The following is a 12,086-nucleotide window of genomic DNA, read 5'->3' as shown; positions in this document are numbered from 1 at the left end:
AATTCCAAGGATGGCCATGAAAATATCAAGCAAGTTGTTGTTGAGCTTCTGTTTTATCAACCTGCTCATCATTCTCTCCTCCGCCCTTGTCTATCATCAGCTCGGCCGGATCGAAGGCTCGCAAGATGCCTTGCTGGCCCAGGCCCTGCCCGCCCTGCAGCGGGACGAGGCGAGCCAGAAAGCCCTGATTGCCACCGTTTCATCCCTGCGGGCCTATCTCATCCTCGGCAAGGATCCGGCACAGGGTGATCGCATCAAGCAGGAGTGGGAAGAGGCCTGGCACGCCATCGATCGCCAGCGTTTCACCCCCGACCTGACCCGGGCACTCAAGGATTTCAAGGGGGCACAGTCACAGGTGTGGGCCCTGGCTCACACCGAAGAGAACCTGCCCGCCCACACCCTGATGCTGCTCGAGGCCGGCCCCCTGGCGGAATCGGCCCTCGATCAGTTGCAGTCTTTTGCCAATGAAGAGGTGGCGACGCCCCAGGCGACGTTGCCCGGTGACAGGCGCCTGCTGCTCAAGCAGGTGGGGGATGCCTACAACAGCCTGGGCAATGCGCTCTCCGCCCTGCGGGATTTCCTCATCTCGGGGGAGAAGGAGTACCTGGACAAGTACCGGGACTACTACCAGTTCCACCAGCAGCGGGTGGCCGAGCTGAAGCAGCAAGAGGCCAACTTCACCGAGGCACAAAAGGGGCTCTGGACGCTCTTTGAAGAGATGTCAGCCCCCTTTGCCGAGCTGGTCGGCCAGGTGATAGAGAAGCGCCAGGCCCCGGACTGGGACAGGGCCAACCACCTGATGGCCACCGAGATAGAGCCCGCCCTGACCCGGCTGGCGGATCAGCTGGCGACCCAGGTGACCCATACCCGTGCCGAGGTGGACAAGATGGCGGGGGAGATGGCGGCCGCCAGTCAGACCATTCACCGCACCCTGCTGCTGGCCACCACCAGCGTCATCCTGCTGGGCACCCTGGTGGCCCTGCTGTTCAGCCGACGCCTGACCCGGGACATCGCCAGCCTGGTGAAACGGGCGGGCCTGGTGGCCGATGGCCGCCTCCCCGTCACCCCCTTGCCCGTGCTTCGTCAGGATGAGCTGGGAGGGCTCACGGGCTCCATCAATCGGATGTCGGCACAGTTGCGCGAGCTGGTGGGGGAGATCCAGGGGGCGGTCGGTCAGGTGGAGGGGGCTGGCCGCGAGGTGGGCGAGACCACCAATGCCATCGTGGATGATCTGGCAAGCCAGAATCAGCGGCTCGATGCGGTGGCAGCCGCCATCGAGCAGATGTCGGTCAGTACCCGGGATGTGGCGGGCAACATTGCGGACGCGGCGGGAGCGGCTCGCCAGACCGAGCAACAGGCAAGGGAGGGAGAGCAGGCCCTCGCCCGCATGGGGACCACCATGGCGCAGATTGGTGCCATGATTGCCCAGGCAAACCAGGCGATGACGCAGCTCAGCAGCCAGAGCGAGCAGGTGGGGAGGGTCACCGAAGTGATCGCCACCATCGCCGAGCAGACCAATCTGCTGGCACTCAATGCGGCCATCGAGGCGGCGCGGGCCGGTGAGCAGGGACGGGGATTTGCCGTGGTGGCCGATGAAGTGAGGCAGTTGGCCAGCCGCACCAGCGCATCGACCATGGAGATCAACCAGACCATTGCCAGCATCCAGCAGCAAACCCGGGAGACCGCGGATACCGTGGGCAGCGGCACCCTGCTGGTGGAGCAGGGGCGCGGCGCCGTGGCCTCGGTGACCGAGACCCTGGAGTCGATGGCGACGCTGGTGCAGGATCTCAGCGGCCAGCTTGCCGCCATCGCCACCGCCACCGAGCAGCAGTCAAGGGCGGCGCAGGAGGTGGCGGGCACGGTGGAGGAGATTGCCGGGCTCAGCCATCAGTCCAGCGAGCATGGCCAGCAGGGGGAGCAGATCGCCGCCCGCCTGACCCGGGAGACGGGGAGACTGACATCGGCCATCAGCCGCTTCGAACTGGATGCCTGACGCAAGGGAGAGAAAAACGGGGCAGACCTCTGGGTCTGCCCCGTTTTTTTCGGCCCGAAAACCTGGTGGTGGAAGGATGCACGACGCAGGTGCGGTCCTGACCGTTCGGAAGCAGGGGGATGGTGTCTTGTGTACTGCCCTGTGGCTCTTTCTGCCGACAGGACGGGTCACTCCAGGCGGCGGAAGGCCTGGTTTTCGAAGCTGCTGCAGGTCTCCTGGTTGAGCAGGTTGACCAGCAGGATGGCCCGCTTTTCGCCATCCGGCTCCAGATAGATGGCTTCAAACCCGGCGAGGGGACCGGATTCGATAAGTACCTTGTCTCCCTGGGTCGGCAGACGGGCATAGCTGGCGCGCGCCTCGTCGCTGTCGTCCCGGCTCATGAGCCGGTAGATCAGCTGGCTGCTGACGGGGGTCCACTCCTTGCCGAAGTGGATGATGCGACTGATGCCCCGGGTCGATTTCAGGGTGACCGGGGTGACCTCTTCCAGATCCACGTAGATGAAGAGATAGTTGGGGAACATGGGCTCGCGCTGGGGCACGCGCTTGCCTCGCCGCAGTTTTTCAATCTCGACCATGGGGTAATAGGATTCAACGCCCTGGGCTGCCAGGTGGGCGCGGGCGCGGGCCTCTTCCTTGGGTTTGCAGTAGGCCAGATACCATTTCTTCATTGTTGTTCTGTTTTTCGTGTTGCCGTGCTTGCGGCTATCATAACGGGGGTAAAAAAAAAGGCCACGCTTGACGTGGCCTTTTTTCCAGAGTGAGTGATTACCAACCTTTCACCAGACCGCCCTTGAACAGCTCGGTCCCCTTCTTGAAGACCTCGTCGGTCTGGAAGGACTGGACGAACTCCTTGACCTTCTCGTCGTCCTTGTTGTTCTCGCGAGCAACGATCAGGTTGACGTAGGGGGACTCCTTGTCTTCGACAAACAGGCCGTTCTCGGTCGGGGTCAGACCAATCTGACCGGCGAAGGTGTTGTTGATGATGGCCAGATCCACGTCTTCCAGGGAGCGCGGCAGTTGTGCGGCTTCCAGCTCGACGATCTTGAAGTTGCGCGGGTTGCTGGCGATGTCCAGTACGGTCGCTTCCAGACCGGCACCCTCTTTCAGCGTCAGCAGGCCCTGCTTCTCCAGCAGGATCAGGGAACGACCCAGGTTGGTCGGATCGTTCGGCACTGCGATCTGGGCACCGTCTTTCAGCTCGGACAGGGCCTTGACCTTCTTGGAGTAACCGGCGATCGGGTAGACGAAGGTGTTGCCGACCGGCACCAGCTTGAAGCCGCGATCACGGATCTGGGCATCCAGGTAGGGCTTGTGCTGGAAGGCGTTGACGTCGACGCTGCCGTCGTTCAGGGCCACGTTCGGGGTGACGTAGTCGGAGAAGGTGACCACTTCGACGGTCAGGCCGTATTTTTCCTTGGCAACCTTGGCCGCGGTCTCAACCAGCTCGGTCTCGGGACCGGCGATGGCGCCCACCTTCAGGGTCTTGTTCTCTTCCTTCTGGCCGCAACCGACCAGTACCAGGGTTGCCAGCAGCGCAGCTGCTGCGGATTTGATGCCCAATTTCATAAAAAAACCTCCTGTCAGAAATCGACGATTAACGATGATCACATTGTTTGACCAGGCGCTCACCCGCGCTCTGGATGAGTTGAACCAGCACCACCAGAATGACCACGGTGACCAGCATGACGGTGGGATCGAAACGCTGGTAGCCGTAGCGAATACCCACATCACCGAGACCACCGCCTCCGATGGCACCTGCCATGGCGGAGTAGTTCACCAGGGTGACGAGGGTGATGATGACACTGTTGAGGATCCCCGGCAGGGCCTCGGGCAGCAGCACCTTGGCGATGATTTGCAGGGGTTTGGCCCCCATGGCCTTGGCCGCTTCCAGCAGGCCGTCAGGCACCTCCATCAGGGCCCCTTCCACCAGGCGGGCGATGAAGGGAATACAGCCCACGGTCAGCGGCACGATGGCGGCGATGGTGCCGATGCTGGTGCCGACGATGAAGCGGGTCAACGGAATGATGGCGACCAGCAGAATGATGAAGGGCACCGAGCGACCGACGTTGACGATGACGCCCAGGACCTTGTTGAGCAGCGGATTGGCCAGGATCTGGCCCGCCTTGGTCACGTGCAGCGCCACGCCGAGCGGCAGGCCGAGCAGGCAGCCGAACAGGGCGGAGGCAAACACCATGATGAGGGTGTCGCCCAGAGCCGAAATCAGCAGATTAATCATTGCTTCGGACATAACCCATTACCTCCAGCTGAATGTGGTTGTCGATGAGGAACTGCTGGGTGGCCTCGCACTGGGCCTCGTCCCCGAACAGTTCCGCCAGCAGGAAGCCGAACTTGACGCCACCGGCGTATTCGATGTCTGCGCTCAGGATGCTGATGTCGATGTTGAAACGGCGGCTCGCCTCGGAAATCAGCGGCGAATCCACCGTGGTCCCGGTAAAGCCGAGCTTCACCAGGGGATAGCTGCCGGGCACCCGGTCGCTACTCATCCGATCCTGATACTCCTGGGGCACTTCCAGGTGGATGGTGGAGTGGATGAAATCCCGGGCCAGCTGGGTCTTTGCATTGCTGAAGAACCAGGCCACTTCCCCCTGCTCGATGAGATGGCCGTCGCTGATGATGGCCACTTCGTCGCAGATCCCCTTCACCACGTCCATTTCGTGGGTGATGAGCAGTATGGTGAGCCCCAGCTTGACGTTGATCTCCTTGAGCAGGGTCAGGATCGAGCGGGTGGTCTGCGGGTCGAGGGCCGAGGTGGCCTCGTCACACAGCAGGACCTTGGGAGCCGGTGCCAGGGCACGGGCGATGGCGACGCGCTGCTTCTGCCCGCCGGAGAGCTCGGACGGATAGGCGTGGGCACGGGCTTCCAGCCCGACCAGGGCCAGCAGTTCGCTGACCCGGCTCTGGATCTTGTCCTTGCTCCAGCCCGCCAGCTCCAGCGGGAAGGCGATGTTGGCGGAGACGGTGCGAGAGGCCAGCAGGTTGAAGTGCTGGAAGATCATGCCGATCTGGCGGCGAGCCTGAGTCAGATCCCGCTCGCTGAGGGCGACCAGGTCCTGGCCATCGACGATGACCTGCCCCTCGGTGGGGCGCTCCAGCAGGTTGACGCAGCGGATGAGGGTACTCTTGCCGGCACCGGAGGCACCGATCACCCCGAAGATCTTGCCTTGGGGCACATGCAGGCTCACGTCACGCAGGGCGTGCACGGCATCACTGCCTTTACCGTAGACTTTGTTGAGACCGATCAACTTAATCATGGATTCTTCCGTGCTAACAGCCTTAAAGCACAGGGCGCTACAGGCGGGTAAATTGGGCAGAGGTTTCACTGGGTAGCTCTGTCATCATGGAGGATGATGCTAAGATGTCCGGATGGCTGTGTCAACGCATGTTTTTACGTCTAGACGTCTAAAAAATGGATAAGGATTCCCGCCATTTGACTATGGTGTGGAGGTATAACCACCAGTATCAATATAAGATTCCGATTTGATGACATTGGTCCGAATATAAGCTGGTAAATATCTTTTATGTCGTCGATTTGATGTCTCCCCTTCGGACAAGGTACCCGGTCGTCCGGGCAGCATCGCTGCCGGTTTCCCCTTCCTCCTGCCGTCTCTTTTTCTGTTTTCTTTTCCATCTCCTTGATGCAGAACAATAAATGACCAGTTCGTGGCCGTGTCGACATGCCAGCTCCCTATACTGGCTGCAGGTAGATGCCAGGAGGGAGGCGAGATGCGATTCCAACAGATCAAGGACCTGATGCTCTATCTCGAGGAGCTTCATCATCGGCAAGGGCACATTTACGGGCGCCAGATCCCCCGGGTGGATGCTGAGCGCAGCAGGATGTTGCTGGCCTATTTGCAAGGGCGGGAGGATGCCGCGGCGGCTCATCTGCACGATTATCGCGAGCAGATGGGAAGCGCGGTGAAGGAGACCTGGCTGGATCAGGGATTTGGCGAGGATCTGCTGGCCGAGGGGGATCGTCTGGCACTGCCCGCCACAACCCAGCCCGCGGAGATAGTGGCCCTGGTGTCACGCCAGGAGGAGAGGCTCATCGGCGAGCTGGAACGTCTGGCCCGGGAGTGCCCCACGCCCGACACGGCGGCGCTGCTGAAAGCCCTGGCCTCCATGGCCCAATCCCGCCTGACCCGTCTGGTACACGGTGCTCATCGCCTCGACGATCTCTGAGCCCGGATGAGAGAGACCCGGCACGGGCCGCAATGCTGTTCACTTAAGAGAATTTGAGTTCCAGTCCACGTAGTATCAGGACAAAAAATCGAGGGAGGCATGATGCCTCCCTCTTTCTATTGCAAGCCCCGCTGGATAAAGGCTGGAGGAAGATCGACTGGACACAGCCTTGCCCCCTCAACTCAAATCCAATTTATGAATAATCAGTCAAAAAAGTGCTTATCTGAACAGCATTGCGGCACGGGCCGGGTCTTCTGATGTTGCTGGCGGTCAGCCCCCTTGCCGGGCCGCGCCATAGAGGGCGGCGCCTATGATGCCGGCCTGGTTGAGGTTCGCGGCCGCCACCAGGGGAGCCCGGGTCTCAATCTTGTCGATGAACTTGTCGAGCTTGGCGGCGCTGCCGCCCCCCAGGATGAAGAGGTCGGGGGAGAACAGAAACTCCAGGCGAGCCAGGTATTTGTTGAAACGTTTGCCCCAGCGGCCCCAGGAAAGATCCTCGCGCTTGCGCACCGCATCGGAGCAATAGTGTTCGGCCACCATGCCTTCCAGCATCAGGTGACCCAGCTCGGTATTGGGCAGCAACTGACCATTGACGAAGACGGCGGTACCGATGCCGGTGCCGACGGTGATGAGAATGATGACGCCCTGGCGATCCTGCCCGGTGCCAAAGCGCATCTCCGCCAGACCGGCCGCATCGGCGTCGTTCAGGACATGGCAGGGCAGGCCGGTCACATCGGCAAACAGGTGGGCGGCATCGGTCTCAATCCAGCTCTTGTCGATGTTGGAGGCATTCTTGGCGATGCCGTTGTGGATGGTGGCGGGAAAACCGCACCCCACGGGACCCTTCCATTGGAAGTGTTCGACCAGCGCCTTGAGGGTGTGTGCCACGGCGGCCGGGGTTGCCGGTTGCGGTGTGGCGATGCGGTGGCGTTCGCCAATCAGCTCCCCGGTTTCGGTGTCGACCAGGCAGCCCTTGATCCCGGACCCCCCAATATCTACTCCCAGCATCTGCATCAGAATCTTCCTTTTATTGTGCCGATGTTCAATGGTCGGCAGAGCATGAAAAAATGGCTGCGATCCGGCAAGGGCCAGATCACTTATGCGTGATCCGGCAGACCTTTTTCGATGCAGCGGATCAGCAATCGCGTCTTTTTATTCTCTTCCTGCTGACGCCTGGCCAGGGTCGCCAGCGCCCACTCGATATGCTCGGCCACCATGGGCGCCGCCTCAGGCAGCGCCTGTTGCAGGGCGGCCAGGACCTCGCTGCTGGCCGGTCCGTTGCCAAGGGCCACCGCCAGGTTGCGGCGCCAGCGCTGATAGCCGATGCGGCGGATGGGGCTGCCTTCCGTGTGCTTGAGAAATTCGGCTTCGCTCCAGCGCCACAGTACCAGCAGGGGAGGGCGATGCAGGTCGGGGCGGGGGCTGAAATCGGGTTCGGGGCTGGCATCCGCATAGCGGTTCCAGGGGCAGATGAGCTGGCAGTCGTCACAGCCATAGATGCGATTGCCCATGAGCGGCCTGAACTCCTCGGGAATGGGGCCGTCATTCTCGATGGTGAGATAGGAGATGCAGCGCCGTCCGTCTACCACATAGGGGGCGATGATGGCACCGGTGGGGCAGATATTGATGCAGGCCACGCACTTGCCACACAGCTCCTTCTCCACCGGGGTATCCACGGGCAGCGGCAGGGCGATGAGCAATTCTCCCAGAAAGAAGAAGGAGCCGGCGGACTCGTTGATCAGCAGCGAGTGCTTGCCCACCCAGCCAAGGCCCGCCTTGGCCGCTAGCGGCCTTTCCAGAATAGGGGCCGAGTCGACGAAGGGGCGCCACTCGCCCAGGGTTTGTCCCGCCGCCTGCAACAGGGTTTCGCACCGCAGCTCGATGCGCTCCCCCAACTGTTTGAGCCGGTTGCGCAGCACCTTGTGGTAGTCGCGGCCGAGGGCATAGCGGCTGATGTAGCCGAGGGTGGGATTGCGCAGGGTGGCGGCAAAGCCCGCCTCGAACGGGAGGTAGTTCATCCGCACCGAGATGACCCGCAAGGTGCCCGGCAACAGCTCGTGGGGGCGGGCCCTCATCATGCCGTGGCGCGCCATGTAGTCCATGGTCCCGTGATAACCGGCATCCAGCCAGGCCTGCAACCTTGGCTCTTCCAGGGTGAGGTCGGTGTCGGCGATGCCGACCTGGTCAAATCCTAGCTCCCTTGCCCAGAGCTTGATATCGTGGGCCAGTTGCGCAAGTTCGGCAGCCGTCATGCAGCATCCCCCCTCTGCCTGTAGGAGTGTGGCAGGCGCAGGGCGGCAATATGGCGTGCCAGTTGCCGGGTCATGGGATGATGAAACGTGGGGGCCGTCATGGTAGAGGTGTTCGGGGACGCTATCCGCAAAAATGAGTGGGAGAGTCTAGCACAACCCCTGTGGCGGGCCGAGCAGATCCGCAGCATGGAACGGCGCTGGGCCGAGCAGGAGGGGTTGCCCCTCTATGTGCTGATGGAGCGGGCCGGGAATGCGCTGTGCAACTATGCCTGTCACCACTGGCCCGACAGCCGCCAGTGGTGGATCTTCGTCGGCCCTGGCAACAACGGTGGGGATGGCTACGTGCTGGCCCGCCTTGCCCGGCGCATCGGCCTCGAACCTCTGGTGATTGCCGCCCGGGCTCCCGGCCTGCTGAGGGGAGATGCCAGGCGGGCTGCCGAAGAGTGGCTCGCATCGGGGGGGAGCGTGACCATGGCCGAGGATCTGCTGCCCGCCACGCTGCCGCCGCCGGATCTGGTCATAGACGCACTGCTCGGTACCGGCGTCCAGCTTCCCCTCTCCTCGTCAATGACAAAGATCGTCGCAACAATCAATGGCTTGAACGCGCCCGTGCTGGCGGTGGATCTCCCCTCCGGTCTCAATGCCGACACCGGCCGCGCCATGGGCGCACTGGTGCGCGCCACCCGCACCCTCACTTTCATCGGCATCAAGCAGGGCATGCTCACCGCCGACGGGGTAGACGGAGTCGGCCACCTCGACCGGGATCCCCTGGGAGTGACGCCGGGGGAGGAACGGGTTCCCGCTGCCGAGCGGATCGATTATCCCAGCCTCAAGGGGTTGCTGACCCCGCGCAGGCGCTCGGCTCACAAGGGACACAGCGGCAAGGTACTGCTGACGGGGGGGAACCTCGGGATGCAGGGGGCCATCCTGCTGGCGGGTCAGGCCTGTCTGCGGGCGGGGGCGGGATTGGTACGCCTGCGCCAGCACCCGGATTGCCCTGCGGCCAGCCTGGTTCAACCCGAGCTGATGGGATGCCCGGCGGACATGGATGAAGGGTGGGCATCGGTGCAGGTACTGGGCCCCGGGCTCGGTCAGGATGAGTGGGGCCGGGACCGGTTCGAACAGGGCATCGGAGCCGCCGTGCCACTGGTATTGGACGCCGATGGATTGAATTGGCTGGCGCAGGCCCCCCGTCATCAGGATAATTGGGTGCTCACACCCCACCCCGGGGAGGCGGCTCGCCTGCTGGGCTGCACCATCGCCGAGGTCGAGGGGGACAGGTTTGCGGCCGTCTCGCGGCTGCAACAGCGCTACGGTGGCGTGGTGCTGCTCAAGGGGGCGGGGTCGCTCATCTGCGACGGCAGGCGTATTTCCCTGTGCGACGAGGGCAACCCCGGCATGGCCAGTGGCGGCATGGGTGACCTCTTGTCTGGTATAATCGCCGCCCTTCTGGCTCAGGGCTGGTCTGCGGGCATGGCCACCCGACTCGGGGCCGTGATCCACGCAGAGGCCGCCGATCTGGCCGCTGCCGAGGGTGAGAGGGGCATGCTGGCATCGGATCTGCTGCCCTGGATCCGTCGTCTGGTCAATCCGACACAGTAACAAGTAACAAGAAGAACATGGCAAAAACCTTGATGATGACACTGCCGGACGAGGCAGCAACAGTGGCGCTGGGTGGCCGTCTGGCAAAGGCGTGCCAACAGGCCACCACGGTATTTCTGCACGGTGCCCTCGGGGCCGGCAAAACCACCCTGACCCGAGGCTGGGTGCAGGGACTGGGTCATGAGGGCAAGGTCAAGAGTCCGACCTATACCCTGGTGGAGCCCTATGAGCTTGCCCAGTGGCAGGTCTATCACTTCGATCTCTATCGACTGGCGGACCCGGAAGAGCTGGAGTTCATGGGCATTCGCGACTATTTCGCCGCCGATACCCTCTGCCTGGTGGAGTGGCCAGAGAAGGGCGACGGCTGGCTGCCAGCCCCGGATCTCGAGATCACCCTGAGTTATGCAAACGAGCAGCGCGAGGTGCAGATTGATGCCCGTACTGCTATCGGCGAAGCCATTCTGGAACGGTTGTCATCTCAGTGCGCGTGATCCTTGTTTTTGTTCTCTCCCTGATGGCATTGCCCACCTGGGCCAATCAGCTCAAGAGTGTGCGGGTGTGGCCATCACCGGACAACACCCGGGTGGTGCTCGACATGAGCAGCGCCCCCAATTTCAACTACTTCACCCTGACCGGTCCGAACCGTCTGGTCATCGACCTGAAAGGAGCGAGCAACGCCACCAACCTGGCCCGCATCGAGAACAAGAGCGAGCTGGTGCGCAAGATCCGCGAGAGCACGCCGCTGGAGAAGGGCGGCCTGCGACTAGTGCTGGATCTCGGCTCTGCCATCAAGCCGGTGGTCTTCCCGCTGGCGCCGGCGGGTCCCTATGGCCACCGTCTGGTGATCGATCTTCCCTATGAAGAGAAGGGGAGCGCTGCGGCGCAGCCCGCTCCCGTCGGGGGACACGGCAAGGCCATCGTCATCGCCATCGATCCTGGTCACGGTGGGGAAGACCCGGGCTCCATCGGCCCGCTCCGCACCTACGAGAAGCGGGTGACCCTGGCGGTCTCCCAGAAGCTGGCGGCCCTCATCGACCGGGAACCCGGCATGCGAGCCGTGCTGACCCGCCGTGGCGACTACTTCGTCGATCTCAACAAACGCTCCGAGATTGCCCGCAAGGCCAAGGCTGACCTGCTGGTGTCGGTGCATGCCGACAGCTTCCACAACTCGACTCCTCGCGGCGCCTCCGTCTGGGTGCTGTCGACCAACCGCGCCAACCGCGAGATGGGTAGCTGGCTCGAGAAGCAGGAGAAGCAGGGGGAGCTGCTGGGGGGCGTTGGCAAGGTATTGGCCGAGTCTGATCCCAACCCCTATCTGGCGCAGACCTTCCTGGATCTCTCCATGGACAAGTCCAGGGCCGAAGGCTATGACGTCAGCCGCCAGATCCTGCGCTCGCTCGGCCGGGTGGCCAGATTGCACAAGAAGGCGCCGGAACATGCGAGTCTGGCGGTGCTGAAGGCGCCGGACATCCCCTCGGTACTGGTGGAGACGGGCTTTATCTCGAACCACGCCGAGGAGAAGCTGCTGGCCACCGCCAGCTATCAGGATCAGCTGGCCCGGGCCATCTTCGAGGGGATCCGCAACTATTACCGCAGCCATCCGACCAAGGGGCCCATGCTCACCGGCAAGGGCCAGGTTGCCGCCCCGCCGCGTCAGGCGCCTGCCAGCAAGCCGGTCGCCGTCAGCAAGCCGGTTGCCCAGCCAACGCAGCAGGTCGTGACCAACCGGATGCCGGCGAGCGAGCCCTATCGCGTTGGTGAGGGCGGCGCCCCGGTCAGCAGCGTCGGCAGCGCCTCCGGTGCCGGCGTGATCAAACCTTACAAGGTCGCAGCCCAGGAGCCGAGTGCGCCGGTTGCCAGCGTGCAGAGCAACGACAAGTCCAACATGATCCGCCACGTGGTCACCCGTGGCCAGAGCCTCTCCCGTCTCGCCGAGAAACATGGGGTGAGTCAGGCGCGACTGGTGGAGATCAACAAGCTCAAGTCACGGGACATCCAGATAGGGCAGGTGCTCTATATTCCGCGAAAATAGCGCGGGC

11 protein-coding genes are annotated in these 12,086 nt (G+C 62.8%); 5 read left to right on the top strand and 6 right to left on the bottom strand.

The window, feature by feature from the left end:
• Window positions 1-16 precede the first annotated feature (16 nt).
• Window positions 17-1,993, top strand: a complete 1,977-nt coding sequence (locus tag AB5Y54_RS03630) for a methyl-accepting chemotaxis protein (RefSeq protein ID WP_319857910.1) — start codon at window positions 17-19, stop codon at window positions 1,991-1,993.
• A gap of 167 nt (window positions 1,994-2,160) precedes the next feature.
• On the opposite strand, the gene rfaH is transcribed toward AB5Y54_RS03630, so the two are convergent.
• The 4 genes from rfaH to metN form a co-directional block, all read right to left on the bottom strand.
• Complete coding sequence (rfaH, locus tag AB5Y54_RS03625) at window positions 2,161-2,661, bottom strand: transcription/translation regulatory transformer protein RfaH (protein ID WP_010673182.1); 501 nt, start codon at window positions 2,659-2,661, stop codon at window positions 2,161-2,163.
• A gap of 97 nt (window positions 2,662-2,758) precedes the next feature.
• Window positions 2,759-3,559, bottom strand: a complete 801-nt coding sequence (metQ, locus tag AB5Y54_RS03620; protein WP_041211129.1) for a methionine ABC transporter substrate-binding lipoprotein MetQ — start codon at window positions 3,557-3,559, stop codon at window positions 2,759-2,761.
• 28 nt (window positions 3,560-3,587) lie between these two features.
• Window positions 3,588-4,241, bottom strand: coding sequence for a methionine ABC transporter permease (locus tag AB5Y54_RS03615; protein WP_029313844.1), 654 nt, complete (start codon window positions 4,239-4,241; stop codon window positions 3,588-3,590).
• Complete coding sequence (gene metN, locus AB5Y54_RS03610; protein ID WP_161470794.1) at window positions 4,222-5,265, bottom strand: methionine ABC transporter ATP-binding protein MetN; 1,044 nt, start codon at window positions 5,263-5,265, stop codon at window positions 4,222-4,224. Before metN ends, AB5Y54_RS03615 begins: the two co-directional genes overlap by 20 nt.
• A gap of 472 nt (window positions 5,266-5,737) precedes the next feature.
• Here metN and AB5Y54_RS03605 point away from each other — a divergent pair, with 472 nt between their 5' ends.
• Window positions 5,738-6,193, top strand: coding sequence for a hypothetical protein (locus AB5Y54_RS03605; protein WP_010673186.1), 456 nt, complete (start codon window positions 5,738-5,740; stop codon window positions 6,191-6,193).
• 270 nt (window positions 6,194-6,463) lie between these two features.
• On the opposite strand, the gene ppgK is transcribed toward AB5Y54_RS03605, so the two are convergent.
• Together ppgK and queG are read right to left on the bottom strand one after the other, a co-directional pair.
• Window positions 6,464-7,207 carry a polyphosphate--glucose phosphotransferase gene (gene ppgK, locus AB5Y54_RS03600; protein WP_010673187.1) on the bottom strand — a complete coding sequence of 248 codons (744 nt, stop codon included), beginning with the start codon at window positions 7,205-7,207 and terminating at the stop codon, window positions 6,464-6,466.
• Between the two features lie 83 nt (window positions 7,208-7,290).
• Window positions 7,291-8,445 carry a tRNA epoxyqueuosine(34) reductase QueG gene (queG, locus tag AB5Y54_RS03595; protein WP_368153255.1) on the bottom strand — a complete coding sequence of 385 codons (1,155 nt, stop codon included), beginning with the start codon at window positions 8,443-8,445 and terminating at the stop codon, window positions 7,291-7,293.
• Window positions 8,446-8,544: 99 nt separating this feature from the next.
• On the opposite strand from queG, the gene AB5Y54_RS03590 reads away from it, so the two are divergent.
• From AB5Y54_RS03590 to AB5Y54_RS03580, 3 genes are read left to right on the top strand one after another with little or no spacing between them, the layout of a single operon-like run.
• Window positions 8,545-10,047: an NAD(P)H-hydrate dehydratase gene (locus AB5Y54_RS03590; protein ID WP_270835291.1), complete on the top strand. Its 1,503-nt coding sequence runs from the start codon at window positions 8,545-8,547 to the stop codon at window positions 10,045-10,047.
• Between the two features lie 17 nt (window positions 10,048-10,064).
• The gene (gene tsaE / locus AB5Y54_RS03585; protein WP_029313846.1) at window positions 10,065-10,538 is read left to right on the top strand and encodes a tRNA (adenosine(37)-N6)-threonylcarbamoyltransferase complex ATPase subunit type 1 TsaE; all 474 of its coding nucleotides are present in this window, start codon (window positions 10,065-10,067) and stop codon (window positions 10,536-10,538) included.
• Entirely contained in the window at window positions 10,529-12,079 is a 1,551-nt protein-coding gene (locus AB5Y54_RS03580; RefSeq protein WP_134997939.1) for an N-acetylmuramoyl-L-alanine amidase, read from the top strand. Before tsaE ends, AB5Y54_RS03580 begins: the two co-directional genes overlap by 10 nt.
• Window positions 12,080-12,086: the final 7 nt, after the last annotated feature.

Origin of the sequence: Aeromonas sp. s9, assembly GCF_040907765.1 — a bacterium.
In the GTDB taxonomy this organism is placed as follows: Bacteria; Pseudomonadota; Gammaproteobacteria; order Enterobacterales; family Aeromonadaceae; genus Aeromonas; species Aeromonas caviae.
This window is presented reverse-complemented; position numbering and strand designations above follow the sequence as displayed.

Bases quoted from the DNA above. Each gene is read 5' to 3' on its own strand.
- metN (WP_161470794.1), bottom strand. From the start codon at position 5,265: ATGATTAAGTTGATCGGTCTCAACAAAGTCTACGGTAAAGGCAGTGAT.
- tsaE (WP_029313846.1), top strand. From the start codon at position 10,065: ATGGCAAAAACCTTGATGATGACACTGCCGGACGAGGCAGCAACAGTG.
- AB5Y54_RS03590 (WP_270835291.1), top strand. From the start codon at position 8,545: ATGGTAGAGGTGTTCGGGGACGCTATCCGCAAAAATGAGTGGGAGAGT.
- AB5Y54_RS03630 (WP_319857910.1), top strand. From the start codon at position 17: ATGAAAATATCAAGCAAGTTGTTGTTGAGCTTCTGTTTTATCAACCTG.
- rfaH (WP_010673182.1), bottom strand. From the start codon at position 2,661: ATGAAGAAATGGTATCTGGCCTACTGCAAACCCAAGGAAGAGGCCCGC.
- AB5Y54_RS03615 (WP_029313844.1), bottom strand. From the start codon at position 4,241: ATGTCCGAAGCAATGATTAATCTGCTGATTTCGGCTCTGGGCGACACC.
- ppgK (WP_010673187.1), bottom strand. From the start codon at position 7,207: ATGCAGATGCTGGGAGTAGATATTGGGGGGTCCGGGATCAAGGGCTGC.
- queG (WP_368153255.1), bottom strand. From the start codon at position 8,445: ATGACGGCTGCCGAACTTGCGCAACTGGCCCACGATATCAAGCTCTGG.
- metQ (WP_041211129.1), bottom strand. From the start codon at position 3,559: ATGAAATTGGGCATCAAATCCGCAGCAGCTGCGCTGCTGGCAACCCTG.
- AB5Y54_RS03605 (WP_010673186.1), top strand. From the start codon at position 5,738: ATGCGATTCCAACAGATCAAGGACCTGATGCTCTATCTCGAGGAGCTT.